Here is a 22,290-nt window from a genome sequence, read left to right on the forward strand (position 1 = left end):
GGCACTCTTCCCTCCGACAATGATGCGGTCCGCGTCGACGCCCAGTTCGGCCGCGTGCGCGGCCGCCCAGACGAATCCGGCGTAACAGTCCTCCAGCGGCCCGGGGTACTGCGCCTGCGGTGCCAACCGGTACTCGACCGAGATGACGGCCAACTCCAGCGTGAGAGCCCATTCGTGGAGCAGCTGCGGAAGTACGGACCACGCATTGCCCATGACCATTCCGCCGCCGTGCATGTAGTACAGCAGCGGCAACGGCCCGGCGATCCCGGCGGGCCGCGCACTCACGAGCGTGACGTCCTGCCCGTCCGACGTTCCTGGCACGCGCAGTTCGTCCACCTCGAAGCGGCCGCCGGCCCGGAGATCCCGGACCGTCGGCCTGGGCCGGGCCGCAACATCCCGCTCCTGCCGGGCCGCGAGGCTCTCCGGGGTGAGCGGCTCCCTTGCCTCGTCTCCCAAAGCCGCCAGCGCCGCACTCAGTTCGGGGTCGAAAGGTGGCGCCTCCCAGGCCTTCGGGACAGGACCGGGCTCCGGCGACATGCCACCGATGCTCATGCCAGGCCATCCCGTCGGGCGAGGGAATACCGGCCGACATTCCGGTCGGAACAGCTCGTCAGCACGTCCGTGCATGCGGGGAACGCTCGCGCGAGGTCCATGCGGTGCAGTCAATCACCTGCCGGGCGAAGGTCACAGGTCGAGGTCGTCGGCCCGGAGCTGAACTGCATTACCAGATCTCGGCGTTGTCCCGTGCCGGCTGACGAGAAGGAGCGATGGCCATGGCCGACGACTGGCATCTTCCGAGGAGCGTGGGTCGCCGGGGTGAAACGGCACTTCCCCGGGGAGCCGAAGCCGGGACACATCGTTCAGCGGGAGGAGACGCCGGACTGGGAACGTCGTTCCGCGGCAGCGGTGTTCGGGAAGGTGCGGGACTTCGCGAAGGTGCGTGGCGACACGACGGCCGGGCTCACACGCGAGCAGAAGGGACGCTTCGTCGCGCTCTGCGGGCTCGCCCGGATCCACAAGTACATCGAGGACCCGAAGCCGAGCTACGTGGCGGACTGGGACGCACTGCCAAAGTCGCAGAAGGAGAGCGGCGCCGACATCTTCGAGGCGGTCGAACGGATGGCCTGACGCCTCACCGCCCGGGATTCGCCGCCAAGGTTTCCGTCCGACGCTGCGAGCGGCCGGAACCGGTGGCACGCGGGGTAGGCTGCCGCGCGGCCCGTGCCTGCTGGCACAACCCGGCTCGGGCAGCAAAGTTGGCGTTGCTGCCGACCCATAGAAAGGAATGGGTGGTATGTCCGTTTCACTGAAAGTTGCACAGATCGGGCAGTCGGCCAGCTAAAGTCCCAGGTCAGCAAGACTGCTCCCCGCGCGTGCGGGGTTGGTCCCGGCGATCTCGGCAGGAGTGAGCTGGGCGCCGGCTGCTCCCCGCGCGTGCGGGGTTGGTCCCCAGGTCCAGTCCGGCAACGTCGTCGTCGGGCACTGCTCCCCGCGCGTGCGGGGTTGGTCCCGGAATCACGTGGAGGAAGTCGAGCGGCAGCGGCTGCTCCCCGCGCGTGCGGGGTTGGTCCCTCCGCCGCCGTGATGCTCGTCCGGGCTGGTCTCTGCTCCCCGCGCGTGCGGGGTTGGTCCCCTGCTGGGGCTGCTGGGCGGGATTGCCGGGATCCGCTCCCCGCGCGTGCGGGGTTGGTCCCACGGCGCCCGCTACGGCGGGGGCCAAACTAATCCGCTCCCCGCGCGTGCGGGGTTGGTCCCGGGGATGATCTCCCTCGGTACGCCCTGTGGGGCTGCTCCCCGCGCGTGCGGGGTTGGTCCCACGCACACCGGCTCGGCCTCCGGGTACACCACCTGCTCCCCGGGTGTGAGGGGATCCGGCTCCTTGTACTCGTCGTACATAGATCCTCCCGCTTCCCCGCGCGTGCGGGGTTGGTCCCATCATCGCCGGCCTCGTCGTGATGGCCCTGGCCTGTTTCCCCGCCCCGGCGGGGCTCCTCCGGCCCGTTATGGACAGCGAATCGGCCTGTCAGGGGTGGTGTGTAGGCTCGCGGGCATGGCGAGGGTGACGCGGGACGATGTGGCGAGGGTGGCGGGGACGTCTACCGCGGTTGTGAGTTATGTGATCAACAATGGGCCGCGGCCCGTCGCTGCCGCGACGCGGGCGCGGGTGCTGGCGGCGGTCGAGGAGTTGGGGTACCGGCCGAACGGGGTCGCGCAGGCGATGGCGCGGCGGCGGACGAACCTGATCGGGATGGTGGTGCCGGATGCGCGGCAGCCGTTCTTCGCCGGGCTGGCGCACATGGTGGAGCAGGCGGCCGCGGCGCGGGGGCGGTTGTTGCTGATCGGGAACTCGGACTATGTGGACGAGCGGGAGGCGCACTACATCCGGGCGTTCCTCGGTATGCAGGTGGACGGGCTGATCCTGGTCACGCAGGATCCGGCGGTGCCCGGGGTGGCCGGGCTCGGGGCGGGGAACGAAACTCCGGTGGTGCTGCTGCATCACCGGGCGGAGACCGAGAGCGGCGTTGCCGTGGTGGCGGACGACGAGGGCGGGGCCCGGGAGGTCGTGCGGCATCTGCTGGGGCACGGGCACGCGGAGGTGCACTGCTTCGGCGGGACGTTGGCGCTGAGCCCGAACGATCCGGTGACCGGCCGGACCGCCGGGTGGGCGGCGGCGCTGGCGGAGGCCGGGCTGGCGACGGAGGGGCGGCTGACGTCGGCGCCGTTCGACCGGGTGCGGGCCCATGCCGAGGCGCTGGTGCTGCTGGCGCGGCCCGACCGGCCGTCCGCCGTGTTCTGCGCGACGGACGACCAGGCGATCGGGTTGCTGCGGGCCGCCGACGATCTGGGGATCCGGGTGCCGGAGGATCTGGCGGTGGCCGGGTTCGACGACATCGCGGAGGCCGTCATCGCGGGGCCGGCGCTGACCACCGTCGCCACCGCGCAGGACGAGATGGCGCGGGCCGCCGTCGATCTGGTGCTGGGCAAGGAGCCGCAGGAGGGTCAGGCGGGTGCGCGGATGTTCCCGGCGCGCCTGGTGGTCCGGCGGTCCTGCGGCTGCTGAACGAGACGAGCAGCTGAACGAGCCGAGCAGGACAAGAGGAACGGGAAGAAGAAGGAGCACCCCCCATGACGGCTCTGGCCGGTTTCGCGCTCTTCGCGTTGCTGATCACGATCGCCCCCGGCCCGGACACCCTGCTGGTGCTGCGCAACTGCATGCGCGGTGGCCGGGCCTCCGGTGCCGCAACCGCCCTCGGCTCGGCGGCCGGGTCGCTGGTCTGGGCGGTGTTCGCCGCACTGGGGCTGGCCGCGGTGCTGCAGCGGTGGGACACCGCGTTCACCGTGGTCCGGTTGGCCGGGGCCGCGTATCTGGTGTTCCTGGGGGCGCAGGCGCTCTGGCGGTACCGGCCGGGGAAGAGCACGGACGGGACACCGGCGGACGCCGCGCCCACGTCAGCGCCCACCCCGGCACCCACCGCCGCGCGGGCGTTCCGGCAGGGGCTGCTGAGCTGTCTCCTCAACCCCAAGGTCGGCGTGTTCTTCGTCGCCGTGGTGCCGCAGTTCCTGCCGGACGGGAAGGCCGGGTTCGCCACCACGATGCTGTTCGGCGTGGTGGACGCCGTGATCGCCGGGGCGTGGCTGCTGACGGTGGCGGTCGTCGCCACCCGGGCGCTCACCTGGCTGCGGCGTCCGCGCGTGCACCGGGCGCTCGAACGGACCACGGGCGGCGTGCTGTTGGCGCTCGGGATCGGCACAGCGGTCGAAAGCGCGTAGAGGTGCAGTGGTGTAGAGGCGAGGAATAAGAACCGCCAACTCCCACCTCTCAGTACTCTGTTACACGCTCGGCTTCACCGGAGCCGCCTGCCCGGGCACCGTCCACTCACGGACGGGGTTCATCGACGAGCTCGTCGGCCAGCAGGTCCATCAGCAGATTGTCGTGCCACGTCCCGTCCGGGCCGCGTTCGTACTGGCGCATCGTGCCCACCGGGCGGAAGCCGACCTTCGCGTAGCAGCGGATCGCGGCCTGGTTGTCGGCGGCCGGGTCGATGATCAGGCGGTGGTAGTGGAGGTCGTCCACCAGGTGGCGGGCGAGGGTGCGGACGGCGTCGGCACCGAGGCCGCGGCCGTGGGTGGCCGGGTCGAGGTAGATGTCCATGCCCGCGTGGCGGTACTCGTCGTCGTTGTTGGCGTACCACTGGATGGCGCCGACGACGCGGCCGTCGAGCTCGATCGCGAGGCTCTCGGTGTCGCTCTCCTGGAGGTCCGAGGCGACGGCGTCCGCGAGGTCGTCGCCCCCGCGCCAGCGCTCGTAGACCTCGGGTGCGGCGCGGATGGCCGCGAGGGCCGGAATGTCGTCCGTGGTGGCCGGACGGAGAGTGACGCGGGCGCCGTGCAGAATCGTCCCCATATAGGGCATGTTTCCACGGAAAAGGCCGTCGGGCGAGTCGTTTTTACGTTGCCCTCACCCCTTCCGACCAGGGATGATGCTTCCTCGTGACACATCTTCTGGTCCTTCTCGTGGCCGTTCTCGTCTTCTTCGCGCTCAAGAAAACCCGTCAGTCCAAGGCGGCGGACTGGGCGCAGACCCAGTTCGACGCGGCCGCGTACGGGCTGGCCCCGCGCGAACGGCTCGACCCGCGCCGGGCCGGGCCGCCGCTGCCCGTTCACCGCCGCAAGGAGTCGCAGGCGATAGCCGACGCGGCCTGGGGCGGGGACTGGCGGCCGGCCGCCGCGTTCGTCGAGGCCGCGGGGCGGGACTGGGACGAGCGGTGGTCGCGGCTGGAGCTGCTCGGGGCGATCGCCAAGGAGGACGACGCCTGGCTGACGGCCTGGCGCTCGGCCGACCCGGGCAACTGCGACGCCGCCACCGTGGAGGCCAGCCACCTGGTGCACACCGCGTGGGCGATCCGGGGCTCCGCGTACGCCCACGAGGTGCCCGCGGCGGACATGGCGAAGTTCCGGGAGCTGCTGCCCGCCGCGATCGAGGCGGCGCGCCGGGCCACGCTGCTGGCTCCGGAGAACCCGGGTCCGTGGGTGGTCATGGTGACGGCGGCGCGCGGCGCGCGGTACCAGCCGGAGCAGTTCGAGCCGCTCTGGAGCGGGCTGGTCGAGCGGGCCCCGCACCACTACCAGGGGCACTGGCAGGCCATGCAGTACTGGTGCGCCAAGTGGTTCGGTTCCGACAAGCAGATGATGGCCTTCGCCGAGCGCGCCATGGACGGGGCGCCGGAGGGCAGTCCGCTGGCCGGGATCTATCTGCACGCGCTCGCCGAGCGGGAGGAGCGCAAGACCGTCGGTTCGATGCTGACCGCCGAGTCGACGCAGCGGCGGCTGAGGGCGGTCGCGGGCGCGCTGGCGCTGGTCCCGGCGGACGACGAGCGGCTGCCGGCGCTCCGGCACCTGCTCGCGCACTACAGCGGCAAGGCCGAACTGTACGACGTGGCGCTGGAGCAGTTCCGGGCGATCGGCCCGTGGTGCGGCTGCCATCCGTGGACGGAGGAGAACGACCCGGTGGCGGCGTTCGACCTGGCACGCGGGACGGCGGTGAAGCTGTCGAAGGCGGAGCCGCTGGCGCCGGAGCTGCGGCCGGTCAAGGACACAAATCATCACCACAGCGGGTAATCGTTTCAATGCGCAGCGTGTTGACGGGGCGTCATTTGGGTGTACCGTGACCGCCAGAAACGGGTCGCCCCCGAAGAATGGGGCGAGCCCGGCCACGTGTTAGCGCACCTGGCCGGGCTCTTCATCCGCCAAGTGGAAAAAGGCCACTGACGATGCTGTTGCATGCTATCGCGCCGTCGCGCGACTTCACGCAGATTGCCAACGCGCTGGTGTGGGACGAGGAGTTGTCGGACTCCGCGTTTCGACTGCTTGTCCGAGCACTGGCGTTGGGTTCGGCGAAAGCCCGGACCACGACGGTGACGGCGCTGACCGCCGGCCTCACCGGCGGGCGCATCACCTCGGACCGGGCGCGCCGCCAACTCGCCCGCGCCGGACTGCTGCACACCACCAAGTGGCGCGACCCGGCCGGGCAGATGCGGACCGAATCGCTGGTGTCGAGCGTGCCGTTGAGCGCGGCGGAGGCGCAGCGGCTGTTCGGCGAGCACTTCCACGACCGCCGCGACCGGCGCCCGGGTGCCGGGAAACGAACGTGCGGCGCGGCGGACGGTCGGGCCTCCGGCACCGACCTCCCTGAGGTAACACCCGGGGAGAACACTTCCCCCCTCCCGGTCCCGTCCGAAACCACCGGCACGGAGACGGAGTTGGAGCGCACGGCGACCCCTACGGCCACGGCGCCGACGCTGGCGGCGGCCGAACGGGTGCTGCTGGAGCTGCGGCGCAGCGATCCCCGCCTGCTGCTCGGGGCGCGCGAGGCGCGGACGTTGGCGCCACTGGCGGCCGAGTGGCTGGCCAGGGGCGTGAGTTCGGCCGCGCTGCACGAAGCGCTCACGGCCGGGCTGCCGGCGCGGGTCAAGTCCCCTGCGGCGCTGCTGCGGTGGCGGCTGGAGGGCAAGATGCCCGGGGAACCGGCCGCTCCCGCCGAGCCGCCGACGGGGCTGGCCACCTGCCACGGCTGCGAGCGGGCCTTCCGCCCCGTGAGCGGCGAACGGCGGTGCCGGGCCTGTCGCACCGAGGCGGCCACCACCCGCGCGGCCGCACGGACCGCCGCCCGAACGGACAGCCGCGCGGACCGCGCCACGGCCGACGGAACGCCCCGACGGGTGGACTGGCGCGCCCTGGTGGCCGAGGTCCGCACGGCGACTGCGGGCTGAACCGGAACACCCCCGCAGCGAGCCCGGTCAGGCCTCCGGTCCGTAGGCGCCGAGGCCCCGGCAGACCAGTCCGTCCCGGAAGGTCAGCACCTCGGCAACCGCCTGGCCGCGCTCGTTGCGGTAGTTGATCACGACGGTGTCGACCGAGGCCCGGACGTCCTCCAGGGTGAAGTGGAGGTCGGGCAGGAGTTCCAGGCCCTTGGCCCAGTACGCGCGAAGGGCGTCCTTGCCGCGCACCTCACCCGAGGCATCGCCGATGAACTGGACGATCCTGGGCGAGGCGAAGACCACGTCGTCGGTGTAGTGGGCGAGGATGCGCTCCAGGTCGCGGGAGTTCCAGTCGGCGGCCCACTCCCGGGCGAAGCGCTGCGCGAAGGCGAGATCGATGCTCATGGGGCCCATCTTCCCCGAGTCGCCGTCAGGCGCCACGCCGGGGTCGCGCACAAGCGGCGGGCGGCAGAGCCCAGTTGGGGGGTGCCGTACAGGACCCGCACGGCGCGGGCCCCGGGGGCGCGTGTCAGCCGGACGCGGGCCCGGCGATCACGCCCGGTTCGCCGAGCGGGTCGAGCGGGCCGAGCCAGACGGCGGTGACCCCGCTGACGTAGCGGGCGCCGCAGCGGTCGGCCGGGACGACCAGCTGCGGGCCGGAGGTGTCCAGTGGGGTGCCGTCCATGCTGGTGGCCAGCAGGATGCGCTGGCCACCGAAGTCCGGGTCGATCTCGGCCCAGGAGACGACGGCACGGTGGCCGTCCGCGCCGCTGACCGCCAGCAGGTAGCGGAGCCGCTGTTTGCGGCCGGTGAAGTCGATCCGGGGGCCGGCGGCGCGCAGGACGTCCCAGAGGGCGGGACCTTCGTAGCCGTGGCGCTGCTCGCCCCCGGTCAGGCAGTCGAAAACGACCTCGACCCGGTACGCGGGCAGGACGCGCAGCTGGTCGACGGTCAGATCGGCGGGCCGGTCGAGGTGACCGTGCAGCCGGACGGTGGCGGGCGGCCCGCCCCGACCAGGGACCGGCGGCGGGCTCGGCAGGGAGCTCGACTGGGACCTCGGCAGGGGGCTCGACTGGCGGCTCATACGGCGCGCTCCTCCCGGGCCGCGCCGGTGCGACCCTGGAGAGTGACTACCCGAGGGCGAGCAGCAGCATTCGCAGATGCGGCCTCAAGGGCACTCTTTCAGCAGTATGCGCAATGGCAGATCGCCCGTCCGGCCAGCAGGTGCGAGATCAATGAAATCCGCCGAACCCGCCTCCGAGGGCTTCTCGGACGTACGCCATGTGCTCCGGGGCGCAGACGATCAGGACCTCCGCCCCGCCGTCCCGGCACTCGGCGACCTCGAAGTACGGCCGGATGCCGCGCGGATCCGACTTCTGCCGACTGCGCACCCTGACCAGCTCCAGCCGGTCCAGCGGCAGGGGCCGGCGCAGCGTCTCGACCTCCTTGGTGGGCGAGGTGCAGAGCGAGGTGCGGGAGGCGTGCAGAAAGCCGTAGGACGGACGGCAGTACGGCGGCTCACCGATGACAAGGCCCTCGAAGGTCACCGCCTCCCCCTTGTGGAAGGCCACCCTGTCCCGCTCGCGCTTACGTCGTCCGCCGCCCAGATCCGGAACGAACAGAGCCGTCACCAGGTCAAGCAGAATCTCGCCGAACACTCCCCCACCCCTCCGGCCCCAGGCCGTCACGCTGTTCGGCGATATTCGATCACGGTCGGGGTGGCCGGGCGACAGAGGGGCCGGAAGCTTCCCGAGAGGAATTCGGGGCGGCCGTCACCCGGCCGCGGGCCCGGTCACGCCCGGTCGTCGAGCCGCAGACGGGCGCTGACCTCGCCCAGCCCCTCGGCCAGGACGGCGAGTTGCTCACGGCTGAGCACGTCGATCAGCAGTTCGCGGACCAGGGCGACATGCCCGGGCGCGGCCTGCCGCAGCGCCTCCCGGCCCTGGTCGGTCAGCTCGGCGAAGACACCGCGCACGTCGCTCGGACAGGACCGGCGGCCGACCAGGCCCATCCGCTCCAGCTGGGTGACCTGGTAGGTCAGGCCGCTCTTGGAGGTGATCAGCTTCTCCGCCAGCTCGGTCATCCGCAGCGAGCCGGCCGGGGCGCCGGACAGGTGCACCAGGATCTCGTACTGGGTGTGGGAGAGGCCGGAGTCCTCCTTGAGCTGGCGTTCCAGCCGGCGGTTGAGGAGGTTGCTCGCGGCGACGAAGCCCCGCCAGGCGGCCATCTCGTCCTGGTCCAGCCAGCGGGGTTCGTTCAAGGAGGGCATGGAGGAAGCGTACTCCTGTTGTTCAAATTCGAACGAAGGTGTACGGTCGACGTGTCGAGGTTCAAAATTGAACTACTTTGGGATTGCCCGCTTCACGGGATCCACCCGTCGACACCAGGACCAACCTGAGGAACCAGAGGAAGACGCCCATGAGCACCGCGGCCCCCGAGCGCATGCCCGCCCTCTACCTCTCGCACGGCGCGCCGCCGCTCGCCGACGACCCGATCTGGCCCGGCGAGCTGGCCGCCTGGTCCGCCGAACTGCCGCGCCCGAAGGCGATCCTGATGGTCTCCGCGCACTGGGAGGAGGCGCCGCTCTCGCTCGGCGCCGTCACCACCGTGCCGCTGGTCTACGACTTCTGGGGCTTCCCCGAGCACTACTACCGGGTCCAGTACGCCGCCCCCGGCGCACCGGAGCTCGCCGAACGCGTGCGCAAGCTGCTGCGCGCCCCCGGCATGCCCGTCCAGGACATCCCGGACCGCGGCCTGGACCACGGCGCGTACGTCCCGCTGGTGGAGATGTTCCCGGAGGCGGACGTCCCCGTCCTCCAGGTCTCCCTGCCCACCCTGGACCCGCAGCGGCTGATGGAGATCGGCCGCCTGCTCGCCCCGCTGCGCGACGAGGGCGTGCTGATCGTCGGCAGCGGCTTCTTCACCCACAACCTGCGGGCGCTCAGCTCCGACGGCCGGGTGACCTCGGTGATGGCCGAGTTCGACGACTGGGGCCGGCGCGCCCTGGAGGCCCAGGACCTGGACGCGCTGCTCGACTTCGAGCAGAAGGCCCCGGCCGGCCGGCTCGCCCACCCCCGCACCGAGCACTTCGCGCCGCTGTTCGTCACCCTCGGCGCCGGCGAGGCCGACCTCGGCAGCCAGCGCAGCGTGATCGACGGGTTCTGGATGGGGCTCGCGAAGCGCTCGGTCCAGCTGGGCTGAGGCCGGCCGGGGGCGGGCCGCGGCGTTCGGACGACGCGGCGGGCGTTCAGCCGCGGGCGTTCAGCTTCGTGCGCTCAGCTTCGTGCGCTCAGCCGTGGCCGGCGGCGCTCACGCGGCACAGCAGGTGAAGCGCTCGCCGATGTGCTCGGGCTGCTCGATCTCGTCGACCAGGGCGGCCGCGTAGTCCGGCACCGAGATCCAGCTCTTGCCGTCGGAGTCGGTGAGCAGCTGGTCCAGGCCGGTGTGGTAGCGGCCGCTCCGCTCGCCCGGCCCGATCTCGGCGGCCGGGCTGAGCGTGGTCCAGCGGACGTCCGAGACGCCCGAGAAGTACTCCTGGGCCGCGCCGTGGGCGTGCATGATCTGCAGCAGCCAGTCCGGCAGGCCGGGGGCGTCCCAGACCTTGACGCCCGGCGCGGTCTCCAGGCTGCCCGCGCCGCCGACCGCGATCAGCCTGGGCGCCTCGCCGCCGAGCGCCCGCAGGCCCTCGACCAGCGCCCGGGCGGCCGGCTCGACCAGCGCCACGTGGCCCGGACCGTCGCCGCCGCCGACGGCGCTCACCAGGACGTCCTGGCCGGCCGCGACCCGGGCCACGTCCTCGGGCTTCAGGACGTCGCCCTGGACGACCGCCCTCGCCGTGCCCTGGTAGCGGGCCGGGTCGCGGACGACGGCCGTCACCTGGTGTCCGCGCGCGACCGCCTCCGCGACGATGGCGCTGCCGATGGTGCCGTTGGCGCCGATCACGGCGATTCTGGCCATGGGATACCTGCCTTCTCGGGTGGTTCCGGGGATACCCACCAGCAGTAGCACCCGGCGCGCGGCCGGACGGAGTGGACACGCGGGCGGCGGTCGTGCACGGACTCCCCTCCACCCCTTCGGAACTGATGTGGAATCAGCTATCTTGTGTCAGACTGACGATAAGCAGTAGGGGCAACCGCCGCAGGCGACCGGCTCATCGCGCGGTGCGCCCGGACGGAGTCCCCACGTCGTCCGGGCGGAAGAAGAGAGTTCGGAAATGGCTGGACATGCTTTTGTCTCGTATGTCAGCGAGGATTCACCAACGGTGAACAGGCTTGTCGCCGCCGTACGGCAGAGCGGCGTCGAGGTGTGGCTGGACCGTGACTCCATCCGGCCCGGCGCGCGGTGGCGCAACTCGATCAGGTCGGCCATCGAGCAGGGGGCGTTCTTCCTGGCGTGCTTCTCCTCCCACTGTGCCGAGCGGTCGAAGTCGTACATGAACGAAGAGCTGGTGCTCGCCATCGACGAGTTGCGGAAGTATCCGGCCGACCGGGCCTGGTTCATTCCGCTGAAGCTCTCCGCCCATGACATTCCCGACCGGACGATCGGGGGCGGGGAAACCCTCCGCGACCTCCAGTGGCTGGACCTCTCCGCCGACTGGGACAACGGGGTGTCGACCCTGGTCGGCCTGCTCTCCGGAGTCAGGAAGCCCCCGCCACAGAGCGGGAATCCGGTCGTCATGGACACCTCGCGCCCGTTCGGGGAGCGCGTCGGACAGCTGGCCCGGGCCTGGGAGAAGAGCGGCCGGGGTGCGGACTGGCTGGTCAACGGGAAGGTCTTCTTCGCGCTCTACTGCTGGTTCCTGACCCCGCTGGACCGGCACCGGGGAGCCAAACGGCGAAGCGATCTGCAGGACGCGGTCGTCGCCGAGTACGTGGCCTGGTGCTACGCGGCCATCGGCGGAGATGCCGGTTGGGACGCCTGGCTCCGCGAAAGGACGCTCTGCTCCTGCCACCGCGAGAGCTGGTCGATGGAGAACCTCAGGATCTGCACCGGCTGTCTGCGGTACAGGTGCGTCGACCACCTCGGGCGCTGCGGGTCCGACTGCGACGGGGAGATCGTGGGGTAGCGCCGAACCGGGATCGCCCGCATGATGCGGGCCGCCCTGGGCAGAGGAGCGATGTGATGAACGGTGACGATGTACGCGCGGCCCTGGCCGAACTGCTGCGGACCCTCGGCCCGCACACCGCCGGGCCGGGCTGGGAGGCCCCGGCCGGACTGCTGGAGTGGAGCTGCCGGGAGACGGCCGCCCATGTCGCGCACGACCTGCTCGCCTACGCCGGCCAGCTCGCCGCGCGGCCCACCGACCGGTATCTGCCGTTCGACCTCACCGTCCGCGAACAGGCCGACCCCGGCGAGGTGCTGGCGGTCGTCACGGCCTGCGCCCACCTGCTGGCCACCGCCCTGGACGCGGCCCCGCCCGGGCTGCGGGCCTGGCACCACGGCCCCTGCGACCCGCCCGGCTTCGCCGCGATGGGCGTGGCCGAGACCCTGCTGCACACCCACGACATCACCCGCGGCCTCGGCCTGCCCTGGCAGCCGCCGGCCGGGCTCTGCGCCGCGGTGCTGGCCCGGCTGTTCCCCGGCGCGCCGCCGGGCGAACCGGCCGACGTCCTGCTCTGGTGCACCGGGCGGGGAGAGCTGAACGGCCGCCCGCGCAAGGCCTCGTGGACCTGGCGGGCGGCCTTGGTCTCCTAGTGACCGGGGGCGGGGCGGGGTTTCAGAGTGCCGTCGCCGGGAGGCTGGTCCGGGCCGCCTCGGCCAGCAGTGAGATCTCGGCCGCGACCGCCTCCGGGTCGGCCGCGACGGTGACCTGCGCGACCTCGTCCAGACCCGGGTGCGAGCCGACGCGCACTGCCCGCTCCGCGTTCCGCAGGAGATCGAAGTCGTTGATGTCGTTGCCGAACGCGACGTACTCGCTGAGCCCCATCCACTTCAGGGCTTCCCACTTCGTCGTCGAACCCGGCGCGAAGTCGATGATCCCCTCATCGAGGTGATGGTTGACCGTCAGCCCCAGCCCTCGGCCGGCCTCGGCGAGTTCCGCCATGTCCGCCGTGTCCGCCGTGCCGACAACGAGGAACTTCACGACCTCGGGAAGCTCGGCGATGTCCACCCTGTTCGCGAGGTTTCCCTGATCGACACGGCCCCGGATCGGGTGGTCCGCCGGTCCGGTGTACGCGTAGTCCCAGGGCCCGTCCGCGAGGTAGGTCGCTCCGTACCGCTCGACCGCGTCCATCAGCGCGCCGAGCGTGGCGGGGTCGAACGCGGCCCGAGCCCGAACCTGACCGTCGACCGAGACGAGGCTTCCGTTCCCGCCGATCAGCGTCGCGGACGGGAAGGCCCCGTCGAGCACGGGCAGAAGATCCCGGACCGGCCGGGCGGACGCGAAAACCGCGTGATAGCCGGCCTGCCGGCACCCGTCGATCGCCGCGAGAATCCGGTCATCGATCGTCCGTCCGTCGAAGCAGAGTGTGCCGTCGATATCGAAAACCACGGTGCGCGCGCGAAGGTTGAACATCACAGGATCCTATACAACGACCGTGTACGCCCGAAGGCAGAGGTCTCCGATCCGCAGCAACGGCAACGGCAACGAACGGTGGCAGACCGCAGAAGCGGTGTCGGGGTCATCGTCGGTTCATCACCCCAGGATGCCCGTCCGGGGCGCCCGGTGAGGTGGGCTTTCACCTGCCGCGGCTACCAGGCGGGTCCAAGGTATCGACATGGTCGCTCAGATGGGACGGCGGTCGGCGGTGGGTGCCAGCGTTCGTGCCCTCTCGCCCAGCGCGCGGGCGATCCTGTTGCCGCGGTGCTGGGCAGCACAGCGCCGCAGGGAGGCGAAGTCGTCGTCGCAGCGCGCGGAGCTGACGTGCTGGTAGTCGTCGAGGAAGGTGTTCCAGGTGGCGCAGGCGGCTTCGAGGTGGCCGAAGGCAAACTGGCGTTCCGCGAGGAGGGCGGTGGAGCGGGCTCGTGCGCGGCGTTCGGTGGGCGGGCGGTGGCGGTTGGATTCCTGCATGGCGGTGATGGACCCGCCCAGGTCGCGCAGCTCGAACAGGACGTGGCTGGCGTGGTAGTGCAGGGCTGCGGGGTGGTAGCCGGCGACGTGCGCCGATCCGGACGTCGCCTTGTCGAGCGCGGCTTCGGCTTCTGCGAGTTGGCGAAGGGCGGTGTGGCGCTCGCCGACGGCGGCTGAGGCGTGGGCCTGCTGGCCTACGAGGAAGGCCCGCATTCTCGGGCCGGCCGCCGGGGCGGCCTCCGCTGCGGCGTCGGCGTACTGCTGGGCTTTGCGGCCGTGTCCCAGTCCGACCGCCTGGACGCTCATGCCGCGCAGTGCCGTGCAGTACGTGAGGTGGTCCTCGGCGGCTCCGGCGAGGTTCAGCGCCTGGGTGTAGTACTGCTGGGCGAGCCCGTGTTGGCCTTCGTCGACGGCCATCCAGCCGGTGAGGTAGGCGAGGTCGGCGGCGGCCGAGCACATCGCCTTCTTCGTGGCCTCGGAGGCGTCGCACTGCAGATAGCGGGCGACGGTGCTGCCCAGGAACGCGGCTGCGAGCGGGCGGGCCAGGCGGCCCCCGAACTCGTCGTCCATCTGCGAGAGGCGCTCGGCCATGGCGGTGACGGTGGCGACCTCGTTCGCCCCGATACGGGTCCCGGCCTGGCGGACGTGCTGGGCGCGGCCTATGACGTCTGGCCAGCCGGGGACGGCCAGGGCGACGGAGTAGAGGCCGACGGCGCCGAGCACCGTCCTGCGGGAGGGGTCCATGTCTGCTCTCCAGAGCTCGATGAGGGCGGTCGCGGTGTCTGGCCGGTCTGGCACCGGGGCGGTGGCGCCGAAGCCGGCGGCGGCGCTCGTGATGGTCCGGTCGAGCTTGCGGCTGAGGGCTTCGAGGATCGCCGGCCGGACTCTGGCCCGCGGGGTGGTGCCGGTCAGCCAGTGGCAGACCGCGGTGTCGTCGTACTTGAGCCCCAGGTGCATCTCGGTGCCCACCGCGTTGACCGCGCGGGCGAACTGGCCGTTGTTCCAGCCGGTCTCACGGATGAGGTTCTGGAGGGCTGTGTTGCGGGCGCGGTCGGACATGAGTCGCCTTCCCCCGGAATTCAAGGATTTCAACCGTAGCCCCCGCGCGAGCCGTAGATGCGGGTCGTGACCGGCTGTTGACTTATCGTCAGCTGCACGGGGCGATCGGGAATCGCCGGGCCCCTGCCTGGCCGAGGCACCGGGCGGCTGTCCGAGACGAGAGATCCGGAGGGGACGATGGACACCGAAGCGCTCGCGGAACGGCTCCCGGCTCGCGCGGCCTGGGAGGAGAACGGGACGGCCCTGCTGCCCGGCGTGCTGGCGCCGGACCGCTTCCAGGCCCTGTTCGAGGAGTCACGCGGGCGCCTAGAACTGGTCACCCCGCACGTGCACGACCACACCAGCTCGCACCGGGACGGCTCGTTCGCCTCGCCGGTCCACTGCGGCTTCGTCCCGCCCGGGCCGGTACTGGAGGCCCTGGCCTACGACAAGGTGCTGCTGGCCCGGCTGCGCGAGGCGACCGGCATCGCGCGCCTGGTGCCGCGCGGCGGCGCGGTGGTCCTCTACCGGGAGGGCGACTTCCAGGGCATCCACACCGACTCGGTGAAGTCCACGGTGACGGTGGGGATCGCGCTCACCGAGGACCTGCCGGCAATGGGCTGGGCGCCGCACCTGCGCAACGCGCACCCGGACTTCCTGGGGGAGGTCGTCGCCGAGCACGGCATCTTCCCCGAGGGGGAGGGCTTCCAGGCGCTCGCGCACCCGCACGGCAACGGCAGCGTGCGGGCGTTCGCCGGCTACCACGTCCCGCACTGGCGTCCGCGGCTCACGCTGCCGATGGGCCTGCTGGTCACCATGTCGTTCATGGACCTGTGATGTCGGTGACGCTGCGTCAGACCTGGCTGGCGGAAGGCCGGGCCCCGGTGCCGAGCGACATCCTGGACGCGGGCCTGTGGGAGGAGATCGCGGCCGAGGCCGAGCGGTGCGAGCCGTACGCGGTGGTGCGTCACAACCAACGCCCCGGGCTGCTGGCGATGCGGGATGGCTCGATCACCTCCCCGCAGCGCTGCAGGGTCCACACCGGCGGTGCCGCGCTCAGCTCGCTGGCGATGTCGAAGGCGCTGGCGGACGTGGCCGGCGAGGCGACCGGTCACCGGCGGATGACTCCGATCCGCTTCGGCCTGAAGTACTACGCGCCCGGCGACTACATGCACGTCCACCGGGACGACGGGAAGTGCGAGATCACCTTCAGCTGCGGCCTCACCCCGGGCCTCGGCGCGATGGGTTGGCTACCCAACCTGCGGTATCTGACCACCGAGCAGGTCGCCGGCCGCCTCGCCGACACCCCCTACCCAGACGGCGGCGGGCTGTTCCCGATCCGCCAACGGGTGCTGACCGGATTCGACGGCAGTCGGATCCCCCACTGGCGTACCCCGCTCGATACCGCGTCGCGCGAGGTACTGATCACCATCTGCTTCACCAACCTCTCGGTGTAGCAGCCCGTCCAGCTCAAGGAGGAACGCACATGCCCGACATCACCACCCCCGGGGTCGTCGTCGACCCGGCGGACTTCGTGGCCGAGCTCCACGCCGAGGGCAACATGCCGCAGAACTCCGGCGGCGACCCGGCCGTGCCCGACTCCGCCTTCCCCGACACCCACACCTACGAGCTGCCCACCGTCTGAGGCGGCCGGCAGCCGGTAGTTGAGTAGCTGATCGCCCGGCCGCCGGGCACCGCCCATGACCTGGGTGTCCGGCGGCCGGGCTTCGCCATCCTGAGGAGGAAGGGCAGCAGCATGCGCAAGGCGTTCTTCGACGGCACCCACCGCACCCGCCACCCCGCACAGACCTGGACCCGAATCCGCCCGCTGCTGACGACGTACGGGATCACCCGCGTCGCCGACGTGACCGGCCTGGACGACCTCGCCATCCCGGTGACCATGGCGGTGCGGCCCCTGGCCCGGACCCTCTCGGTCGCCCAGGGCAAGGGCGCCACGCTGGACGCGGCCCGGGTGTCCGGGGCGATGGAGGCGATCGAGGCATGGCACGGCGAACGCACCGTTCCCGCCCCGTCGGTGCGCGCGCCGGCCCGGGAGATGGGCCTGCCCTACCCGGTCACCGCTCTGGAGTCGCACCCCGGCTCGCTGCTGACATCCCGCACCGTCCTGGACTGGATCACCGCCCGCTCGGCCGTCGACGACACCCCCGTGCCGGTGCCGGCCGCGTGCGTGGGCCTGGGCCGCGAGGTCCACGACCAGTGGCGCCTGCACCTGCCCAGCGCCTCGACCAACGGCCTGGCCTCCGGCAACACCCGCGCCGAGGCCGTCGTGCACGGCCTGTGCGAGGTGATCGAGCGCGACACGATCAGCGACCTCACCAGCCCCGGCCGGCCGTGGCCCGCTCAGCTGATCGACCCGGCGACCGTCGAGGACCCGCACTGCGCGGACCTGATCGCCCGGGTGCGGGCGGCCCGGGTCTGGCTGGAGCTGTGGCATCTGCCCAACCGGTTCGGCGTCCCGGTCATGGCCTGCTACCTGTGGCGCGAGGACCAGCCCGCGCTGCTGGTCTCCGGATCCGGCGCCAATCTGGACCCGCATGTCGCCCTGTCGCGGGCGATCACGGAGGCCGCACAGTCGAGGCTCACACAGATCACCGGCAGCCGCGAGGACATCCACCCGGCTGCCTACCGCGCCACCGGGCACCGCGGCCCCACCCCCACCCCGGGACCAGTCACCAACTGGGCGACGGTCGCCTGCCGCTACGTCGTCGGCTTCGCCACCGACGACGGCGAGGCGGGACACCTGGCCACGCTCGTCGCCCACACCACCGGCGTTCACCCCCTGGTCGTCGACCTGACCTGGGGCCCGCACGAGCGCGAGGAGTTCGCGGTGGTCAAGGTCCTGGCGCCTCACCTGCGCTACGACGCCCGGCACATCATCCCCCGCCCGGCTTCGGAGGTCGCCACGTGAGAGTCCACGTCTTCGCCGGCCCCACCCTGCCGGCCGCCCGCGTCCGCGAACTCGTCCCGGGCGCGGCGTGCCATCCGCCGGTTCGGCACGGCGACCTGCTGCGGCTCGACGCCGGCCACGGCGACATTGTCCTGATCATCGACGGGCTGTGGCACCAGAGCGCGCCCGTACGGCACAAGGAGATCCTGCTGCTGCTGGCCGAGGGCGTGCGCGTGGTCGGCGCCGCGAGCATGGGCGCTCTTCGCGCCGCCGAGCTTGCCCCCTACGGCATGACCGGCGTCGGCACCGTCTTCGACCAGTTGCGAGCCGGGGTCCTGGACGCCGACGACGACGTGGCCGTCCTGCACACCCCCGACGGCCGACCGCTCGCCGAGGCGCTGGTGAACCTGCGGACCGCGTTCACCCGCTGCTCGCAGGCCGGTCTGATCAGTACGGACGACGCGCGCACCCTCGAAGGCCTCGCCCGGGCCCTGCCCTACACCCGCCGCTCGTGGCCGGCCCTGGGCCACGGTGCCCGCGCGGCTGGCGCCACCAAGGCGTTCGAGAGGGTGGAGGTCTGGCGCCGCACCCACCCGTACGACCTCAAACGGGAGGACGCCGAGCGCGCGCTCGCCCTGGTCGCGGCTGGCCTCCCGCCGGTGACCGGCGCCGGGGCGTGGGTCGAGGAGCCGTGGCGGACCAGCTTCGTGCGGTACTGGGCCGCGACCTTCCGCCCCGGCAAGGACACCGGCACGGCGCCGTTCCTCGCGGTGCTCCAGCACCAGCAGCTGTACGACCCGCACTTCGCGGGCCGGTGGCGGGCGCGGGTCCTGGCCGCCGTCGCCCGGCGGAACGCGACCGGGGCGGCGGATCTGGAAAGCGCCGCGCTGCGGGTCGCCGCCGCCGAGGGAGTGGACACCGCGGGGATGTCGCGGCAGCAGCTGGCGTTCTGGCTCACCCCCGAGGAGATCCGGGGCCTGGAGCCCGGCGAGGTGCTGCTTCGCCTGATGGTGCGCTCGGCCCGCCTGGACGGCGCCTGGTCGCTGTGGCCGTCCACCCGCGCCGAGGCCGGAGAGCTGATCGACGCGGGCCTGCCGACCACCTCAGCGGTCGCCGCCGCGTTCGCGCTGAACGCGGCCGTCGAAGCCGGAGATGCCCGCCGCAGCCCCGCCCACCTGGACCCGGACCGGATCGGCCGGCACCTGGCGGCCCGCTGGAACCTGGAGGCGGACGCCGAGCGGGAGGTGCTGGACGCGGCGGCCCGCGACCGAGCGTTCCGGGACTTCGCGGGCGCCATCGAGGTCGCCCGTGCCTTCTACCTCGGCGCCCGGGCCGCGGGGACGAGCTCACCGCCCGCTGCCGTCACCTCGTCGGCGGCGGCCAGCGAGAGCCGGCGCACCTGACGGAGCGCCAGCGGCACGACGGCGGCCGCCGCGATCACCAGGGCGCCGGCGGCGAGGGTGGAGCGGACTCCGAAGGCGTGGGAGGCCGGCCCCGCGAGGAGGTACCCGAGGGGAACCGGCAGGATCTGGCCGAGCGTCGAGTACGACGTGGTCCGGCTCAGCCGGTCCGCCGGGATGCGCTCCTGCACCAGGGACGCCCACACGGTCATGCTGATCGCCAGCCCCGTACCGGCCACCGCGGTCGCCAGGACAAGAACCGGCAACGGGGCGGCGAGCGCCATCGCGGCCAGCGGAAGCGCCATCGTCCCGGTGCCCAGGCACACCATCCGCCCGACCAGACGGGGCTTCCACATCAGCGCGACGGCGGCGCCGGCCACCAGCCCGGCGGTGAACCCGGACACAACCGTGCCCCAGGGCGCCGCACCGCCCAGGAACCGGGCCCCGTAGACCGGGCCGAGCAGCTGGTAGCCGGCCAACCACACCGGCACGACCAGAGCGGACTGGCTGACCATCACCCACAGCCAGCGCCGGGAACGGAAGTCGTCCCAGCCCTCGCGCAGGTCGGCGGTGAAGCGGGCCTTCAGCTTCACCGGACCCGCGCTGAGGTCGATCCGCGCGAAGAGCACCGCCGAGGCTGCGAAGGTGAGCGCGTCCCACCCGATCACCCAGCTCGACCCGAAGGCCGCGACCAGCACACCGCCCAGCGCGGGTCCCGCCACCTTCACCGTGTTCTGCCCGATCTTGAGCAGCGCGTTCGCCGTGTGCCGCATCTCGGCGGGCACGACCTCCACCACGATGCCGCCGGCCGCCGGGTTGAAAAACGCCGACGCGGCCCCGCAAGCCGCCGACATCGCGACCAGGTGCCACACCCGGGCGGCCCCGGCCCACAGCAGCACGACGGCCAGCGCTTCCGCCACTGCGCAGACGATGTTGGACCACACCATGACCCGGGCCCGGGAGAGCCGGTCCGCCACGACGCCACCCACCAGCAGCAGCAGGATCTGCGGCGCAACGCCGGCCGCCAGCACCAGCCCGAGCGCGCTGGCGCCCCCGTCGATGTGCAGCACCGCGAACGCCAGGCCGATCGGCGAGACCGCCGACCCGGTCCACGACAGCAAACGGGCGGTGAAGTGCAGCCGGTAAGGCCTGATCGCCAGCGGCGCCCCTGCCCCCCGGACGCGGGCCCCCCAGCCGATCCGTGGGACAGATCCCAGCGCTTCCCGGTCCGGCAGACGCACGTTTCGCAAGATCCAACTCCGCCCAGAGAACACGAAATCCCGGCAGCGGGGGGCGCCACCGGGAAGCTCGCACCGACTCTAGAGCAACCAGAAGATCGTCTGTCGCCGACGCACCAGGACGCACCTCGAAGCGATAACTTCCCCACCGCGAACAGCCGTTGAGATGGCACCATCCGGCACGCACCCACCCTGTGCGGCCGTGCCACTCGACAGCCGGACACCCGGCCGCGCGGACGCCAGGGGCTACAGGAGCCGGAGGTGGTCCAGGGCGAGGTAGGCCGCGGCGGTGTCGGTCATCTCGCCCATGCGAAGCATGCGGGTGCGGAACTCCTCCAGGCCGACGGTGACGACGTCGATGAACTCGGTGCGTTCGGGGGTCGGCTCGGCGACCTTGGTGCAGCCGATGGCGACGAAGGCGAACCGGCGGGTGTCGGAGTACGCGTCGTGCCAGTACGGCCCGACCGCCCGGACCTCGCCCTGGTAGCCGGTCTCCTCCAGCAGTTCCCGGGCGACGGCGTCGGCCGCCTGCTCCCCGGGTTCGAGGAAGCCGCCGGGCAGCTCGGACAGGACGCGGCTGGGGCCGGGCCGGTACTGGCGGGCGAGGATGACGCGTTGATCGGTGGTGAGGGCGAGCACCGCGCCGGCCGGGCGCTCGCTCTTCAGGTAGAACTCCTCCGTCCTGCCGTCGGGCAGTTCGAAGACGACGCGGTCGACGGACCGGCCGAACTTGCTGAAGACGGTGGTGCGTTCGATCTCGCGCCACGACGCGGCGGTGGTGTCGGTCGTCATGGCCAGGACTGTACGGCCCCCGGCCTGGGCGGGGGCGCCCGCCACGGGACCGAGCTTCTTGCGGTTGCGGTGTCGGTGGTCACGCCTTTCCCCACGATCTACATGATCAGCATTACGTGATTCCCCACCCGCACGGTCACGGTCCTCACGGGGATGGCGGTTGCGAGTGGGTGCCCAAGGGCGGGAGGGGCCTGACCTCGCCTCGCCCTGCCGTTCCCATGAACAGCGGCTCGGCCGGCCATGGGTAGCCCAGTTCCTCGGGCTGCGAAGCTCCCCAGACCTCGGCGGTGGCACGGGGATCGCCTACGGTCAGCCACGCTTCAAGGTGCTCGGCCTGGTCCGACGGGTCGTCCGCGGAGATCGGGAGGGTCGTCCCGAACTGGATCCAGGGCAGATCCGTATCGGCCCGGTTACGGGGGTGCCTCAGAACGAGGTGGATTCGATCGGGTTCCTCGCGGGAGGTCCAGACGGCTTCCAACTCGCACTCCCACCTGACGAGCCAGTCCTCGCGTTCCCTCAGCCCCGCCTCAAGCAGCGTCGCAACCGTTCCTGCCCGCCACTCCCAGCTGCGGTCCTCTTCGGCTCGCAGGACCGCGGCCTCGTACTGGCCCGCGGTGAACCGGAGTTCCGGCAGGTCGAGATCCTGATTGGCCAGGTCGCGCCAGCCCGCCCAGACGACGTGCTCCTCGTCGCACCTGACCGTCACGTACAGAGCACCACAGCAGCACTCCAGGCCGCACCCGGATCGAGCGAGGAGAACCTCGTGGGGCGTCGCAGTGGTATGCAACGGCCTGGCCGGGCCCAACAGACGCCGGGGGCTTCCTCCCACGTACCAGGGGCCTCCTTCCCCGCCACGGGGGGATATGTCGGCCAGGAGATCCCGGCCATTGACGATCGGGCGGACCTCCACACCGCCCTCGCCGGGCGGTGGGCAGATGATGCTCAGGCTGAGAATGTCCGGTTCTGTGGCCATCGGTCAATGATCGCGGAGCCGGCCGCAGCTGTCATGTGAATTCGCGTGGCCTCCGCTCAGGGCGGTAGTTCGGGCCGCTTTACTGATCGTTTCAGAATGAGGTTCGGAGCTTTCGCAGGCAGATGATGCTGCAGGCGAGTTGGAGCAGGCCGAGGTGGAGGTCGGCGCGTATCT

Annotated in this window: 25 protein-coding genes and 1 CRISPR repeat array; of the genes, 13 read left to right on the top strand and 12 right to left on the bottom strand. The window is 72.0% G+C overall.

Annotated features, from left to right (window positions below):
- Positions 1 to 552: alpha/beta hydrolase (locus AB0P06_RS34995; RefSeq protein ID WP_363614711.1), on the bottom strand; the 552-nt coding region annotated here is incomplete at its 3' end.
- Positions 553 to 816: 264 nt separating this feature from the next.
- Here AB0P06_RS34995 and AB0P06_RS35000 point away from each other — a divergent pair.
- The 3 genes from AB0P06_RS35000 to AB0P06_RS35010 all read left to right on the top strand — a co-directional run bounded on the left by AB0P06_RS35000 (position 817) and on the right by AB0P06_RS35010 (position 3,771).
- Positions 817 to 1,128 (top strand): hypothetical protein, encoded by a 312-nt coding sequence (locus AB0P06_RS35000; protein WP_363614713.1) that lies wholly within the window; start codon positions 817 to 819, stop codon positions 1,126 to 1,128.
- 232 nt (positions 1,129 to 1,360) lie between these two features.
- Positions 1,361 to 1,816: a CRISPR direct-repeat array (repeat unit 27 nt; unit sequence GCTCCCCGCGCGTGCGGGGTTGGTCCC).
- A 234-nt stretch (positions 1,817 to 2,050) separates the two neighbouring features.
- Positions 2,051 to 3,061, top strand: coding sequence for a LacI family DNA-binding transcriptional regulator (locus AB0P06_RS35005; protein WP_363614715.1), 1,011 nt, complete (start codon positions 2,051 to 2,053; stop codon positions 3,059 to 3,061).
- 65 nt (positions 3,062 to 3,126) lie between these two features.
- Complete coding sequence (locus AB0P06_RS35010) at positions 3,127 to 3,771, top strand: LysE family translocator (protein ID WP_363614717.1); 645 nt, start codon at positions 3,127 to 3,129, stop codon at positions 3,769 to 3,771.
- Positions 3,772 to 3,877: 106 nt separating this feature from the next.
- On the opposite strand, the gene AB0P06_RS35015 is transcribed toward AB0P06_RS35010, so the two are convergent.
- Entirely contained in the window at positions 3,878 to 4,405 is a 528-nt protein-coding gene (locus AB0P06_RS35015; RefSeq protein WP_363614719.1) for a GNAT family protein, read from the bottom strand.
- An 86-nt stretch (positions 4,406 to 4,491) separates the two neighbouring features.
- On the opposite strand from AB0P06_RS35015, the gene AB0P06_RS35020 reads away from it, so the two are divergent.
- Positions 4,492 to 5,619: a hypothetical protein gene (locus AB0P06_RS35020; RefSeq protein ID WP_363614721.1), complete on the top strand. Its 1,128-nt coding sequence runs from the start codon at positions 4,492 to 4,494 to the stop codon at positions 5,617 to 5,619.
- 152 nt (positions 5,620 to 5,771) lie between these two features.
- Positions 5,772 to 6,770 carry a hypothetical protein gene (locus AB0P06_RS35025; protein WP_363614723.1) on the top strand — a complete coding sequence of 333 codons (999 nt, stop codon included), beginning with the start codon at positions 5,772 to 5,774 and terminating at the stop codon, positions 6,768 to 6,770.
- A 27-nt stretch (positions 6,771 to 6,797) separates the two neighbouring features.
- Here the strand turns inward: AB0P06_RS35025 and AB0P06_RS35030 are convergent, their stop codons facing one another.
- The 4 genes from AB0P06_RS35030 to AB0P06_RS35045 form a co-directional block, all read right to left on the bottom strand.
- Positions 6,798 to 7,163 (bottom strand): nuclear transport factor 2 family protein, encoded by a 366-nt coding sequence (locus tag AB0P06_RS35030; RefSeq protein WP_363614725.1) that lies wholly within the window; start codon positions 7,161 to 7,163, stop codon positions 6,798 to 6,800.
- A 124-nt stretch (positions 7,164 to 7,287) separates the two neighbouring features.
- Complete coding sequence (locus AB0P06_RS35035; RefSeq protein ID WP_363614727.1) at positions 7,288 to 7,842, bottom strand: molybdopterin-dependent oxidoreductase; 555 nt, start codon at positions 7,840 to 7,842, stop codon at positions 7,288 to 7,290.
- Between the two features lie 148 nt (positions 7,843 to 7,990).
- A complete protein-coding gene (locus tag AB0P06_RS35040; protein ID WP_363614729.1) occupies positions 7,991 to 8,389 on the bottom strand; it encodes a hypothetical protein in 399 nt (132 codons plus the stop codon).
- A 161-nt stretch (positions 8,390 to 8,550) separates the two neighbouring features.
- Positions 8,551 to 9,018: a MarR family transcriptional regulator gene (locus AB0P06_RS35045; RefSeq protein ID WP_363614758.1), complete on the bottom strand. Its 468-nt coding sequence runs from the start codon at positions 9,016 to 9,018 to the stop codon at positions 8,551 to 8,553.
- A gap of 158 nt (positions 9,019 to 9,176) precedes the next feature.
- Here AB0P06_RS35045 and AB0P06_RS35050 point away from each other — a divergent pair, with 158 nt between their 5' ends.
- Positions 9,177 to 9,959 (top strand): class III extradiol ring-cleavage dioxygenase, encoded by a 783-nt coding sequence (locus AB0P06_RS35050; RefSeq protein WP_363614731.1) that lies wholly within the window; start codon positions 9,177 to 9,179, stop codon positions 9,957 to 9,959.
- 108 nt (positions 9,960 to 10,067) lie between these two features.
- Here the strand turns inward: AB0P06_RS35050 and AB0P06_RS35055 are convergent, their stop codons facing one another.
- The gene (locus AB0P06_RS35055; protein ID WP_363614733.1) at positions 10,068 to 10,715 is read right to left on the bottom strand and encodes an NAD(P)H-binding protein; all 648 of its coding nucleotides are present in this window, start codon (positions 10,713 to 10,715) and stop codon (positions 10,068 to 10,070) included.
- A 256-nt stretch (positions 10,716 to 10,971) separates the two neighbouring features.
- Here AB0P06_RS35055 and AB0P06_RS35060 point away from each other — a divergent pair, with 256 nt between their 5' ends.
- On the top strand, positions 10,972 to 11,823 hold the full coding sequence (locus AB0P06_RS35060; RefSeq protein ID WP_363614735.1) for a toll/interleukin-1 receptor domain-containing protein: 852 nt from the start codon (positions 10,972 to 10,974) through the stop codon (positions 11,821 to 11,823).
- Between the two features lie 56 nt (positions 11,824 to 11,879).
- Complete coding sequence (locus AB0P06_RS35065; RefSeq protein WP_363614737.1) at positions 11,880 to 12,452, top strand: maleylpyruvate isomerase N-terminal domain-containing protein; 573 nt, start codon at positions 11,880 to 11,882, stop codon at positions 12,450 to 12,452.
- Positions 12,453 to 12,474: 22 nt separating this feature from the next.
- Here the strand turns inward: AB0P06_RS35065 and AB0P06_RS35070 are convergent, their stop codons facing one another.
- Complete coding sequence (locus AB0P06_RS35070; RefSeq protein ID WP_363614739.1) at positions 12,475 to 13,272, bottom strand: HAD family hydrolase; 798 nt, start codon at positions 13,270 to 13,272, stop codon at positions 12,475 to 12,477.
- A 210-nt stretch (positions 13,273 to 13,482) separates the two neighbouring features.
- The gene (locus AB0P06_RS35075; RefSeq protein ID WP_363614741.1) at positions 13,483 to 14,826 is read right to left on the bottom strand and encodes a tetratricopeptide repeat protein; all 1,344 of its coding nucleotides are present in this window, start codon (positions 14,824 to 14,826) and stop codon (positions 13,483 to 13,485) included.
- 177 nt (positions 14,827 to 15,003) lie between these two features.
- Here AB0P06_RS35075 and AB0P06_RS35080 point away from each other — a divergent pair, with 177 nt between their 5' ends.
- The 5 genes from AB0P06_RS35080 (at position 15,004) to AB0P06_RS35100 (ending at position 19,116) form a co-directional block, all read left to right on the top strand.
- A complete protein-coding gene (locus AB0P06_RS35080) occupies positions 15,004 to 15,642 on the top strand; it encodes a hypothetical protein (protein ID WP_363614743.1) in 639 nt (212 codons plus the stop codon).
- On the top strand, positions 15,642 to 16,262 hold the full coding sequence (locus tag AB0P06_RS35085) for a hypothetical protein (RefSeq protein ID WP_363614745.1): 621 nt from the start codon (positions 15,642 to 15,644) through the stop codon (positions 16,260 to 16,262). The genes AB0P06_RS35080 and AB0P06_RS35085 overlap by 1 nt, the downstream gene beginning before the upstream one ends.
- 29 nt (positions 16,263 to 16,291) lie before the next feature.
- On the top strand, positions 16,292 to 16,450 hold the full coding sequence (locus tag AB0P06_RS35090; RefSeq protein ID WP_266328455.1) for a hypothetical protein: 159 nt from the start codon (positions 16,292 to 16,294) through the stop codon (positions 16,448 to 16,450).
- A gap of 111 nt (positions 16,451 to 16,561) precedes the next feature.
- Complete coding sequence (locus AB0P06_RS35095) at positions 16,562 to 17,734, top strand: YcaO-like family protein (RefSeq protein ID WP_363614748.1); 1,173 nt, start codon at positions 16,562 to 16,564, stop codon at positions 17,732 to 17,734.
- Positions 17,731 to 19,116, top strand: a complete 1,386-nt coding sequence (locus AB0P06_RS35100) for a TfuA-like protein (RefSeq protein ID WP_363614750.1) — start codon at positions 17,731 to 17,733, stop codon at positions 19,114 to 19,116. Before AB0P06_RS35095 ends, AB0P06_RS35100 begins: the two co-directional genes overlap by 4 nt.
- Here AB0P06_RS35100 and AB0P06_RS35105 read toward each other — a convergent pair.
- From AB0P06_RS35105 to AB0P06_RS35115, 3 genes are all read right to left on the bottom strand, one after another.
- On the bottom strand, positions 19,029 to 20,234 hold the full coding sequence (locus AB0P06_RS35105; RefSeq protein WP_363614752.1) for an MFS transporter: 1,206 nt from the start codon (positions 20,232 to 20,234) through the stop codon (positions 19,029 to 19,031). The genes AB0P06_RS35100 and AB0P06_RS35105 overlap by 88 nt on opposite strands.
- A gap of 363 nt (positions 20,235 to 20,597) precedes the next feature.
- Positions 20,598 to 21,143: an NUDIX hydrolase gene (locus AB0P06_RS35110; protein WP_363614754.1), complete on the bottom strand. Its 546-nt coding sequence runs from the start codon at positions 21,141 to 21,143 to the stop codon at positions 20,598 to 20,600.
- A 145-nt stretch (positions 21,144 to 21,288) separates the two neighbouring features.
- Positions 21,289 to 22,116, bottom strand: a complete 828-nt coding sequence (locus AB0P06_RS35115; protein WP_363614756.1) for a hypothetical protein — start codon at positions 22,114 to 22,116, stop codon at positions 21,289 to 21,291.
- Between the last annotated feature and the right edge of the window lie 174 nt (positions 22,117 to 22,290).

The sequence above is a fragment of the Kitasatospora sp. NPDC088351 genome, from assembly GCF_040685575.1.
Lineage (GTDB): Bacteria > Actinomycetota > Actinomycetes > Streptomycetales > Streptomycetaceae > Kitasatospora.

Coding starts and splice junctions, on each gene's coding strand:
- AB0P06_RS35030 (WP_363614725.1), bottom strand. CDS start 7,163: ATGAGCATCGATCTCGCCTTCGCGCAGCGCTTCGCCCGGGAGTGGGCC.
- AB0P06_RS35070 (WP_363614739.1), bottom strand. CDS start 13,272: ATGTTCAACCTTCGCGCGCGCACCGTGGTTTTCGATATCGACGGCACA.
- AB0P06_RS35115 (WP_363614756.1), bottom strand. CDS start 22,116: ATGGCCACAGAACCGGACATTCTCAGCCTGAGCATCATCTGCCCACCG.
- AB0P06_RS35085 (WP_363614745.1), top strand. CDS start 15,642: ATGTCGGTGACGCTGCGTCAGACCTGGCTGGCGGAAGGCCGGGCCCCG.
- AB0P06_RS35095 (WP_363614748.1), top strand. CDS start 16,562: ATGCGCAAGGCGTTCTTCGACGGCACCCACCGCACCCGCCACCCCGCA.
- AB0P06_RS35035 (WP_363614727.1), bottom strand. CDS start 7,842: ATGAGCCGCCAGTCGAGCCCCCTGCCGAGGTCCCAGTCGAGCTCCCTG.
- AB0P06_RS35090 (WP_266328455.1), top strand. CDS start 16,292: ATGCCCGACATCACCACCCCCGGGGTCGTCGTCGACCCGGCGGACTTC.
- AB0P06_RS35005 (WP_363614715.1), top strand. CDS start 2,051: ATGGCGAGGGTGACGCGGGACGATGTGGCGAGGGTGGCGGGGACGTCT.
- AB0P06_RS35055 (WP_363614733.1), bottom strand. CDS start 10,715: ATGGCCAGAATCGCCGTGATCGGCGCCAACGGCACCATCGGCAGCGCC.
- AB0P06_RS35010 (WP_363614717.1), top strand. CDS start 3,127: ATGACGGCTCTGGCCGGTTTCGCGCTCTTCGCGTTGCTGATCACGATC.
- AB0P06_RS35080 (WP_363614743.1), top strand. CDS start 15,004: ATGGACACCGAAGCGCTCGCGGAACGGCTCCCGGCTCGCGCGGCCTGG.
- AB0P06_RS35065 (WP_363614737.1), top strand. CDS start 11,880: ATGAACGGTGACGATGTACGCGCGGCCCTGGCCGAACTGCTGCGGACC.
- AB0P06_RS35110 (WP_363614754.1), bottom strand. CDS start 21,143: ATGACGACCGACACCACCGCCGCGTCGTGGCGCGAGATCGAACGCACC.
- AB0P06_RS35060 (WP_363614735.1), top strand. CDS start 10,972: ATGGCTGGACATGCTTTTGTCTCGTATGTCAGCGAGGATTCACCAACG.
- AB0P06_RS35075 (WP_363614741.1), bottom strand. CDS start 14,826: ATGTCCGACCGCGCCCGCAACACAGCCCTCCAGAACCTCATCCGTGAG.
- AB0P06_RS35050 (WP_363614731.1), top strand. CDS start 9,177: ATGAGCACCGCGGCCCCCGAGCGCATGCCCGCCCTCTACCTCTCGCAC.
- AB0P06_RS35025 (WP_363614723.1), top strand. CDS start 5,772: ATGCTGTTGCATGCTATCGCGCCGTCGCGCGACTTCACGCAGATTGCC.
- AB0P06_RS35015 (WP_363614719.1), bottom strand. CDS start 4,405: ATGGGGACGATTCTGCACGGCGCCCGCGTCACTCTCCGTCCGGCCACC.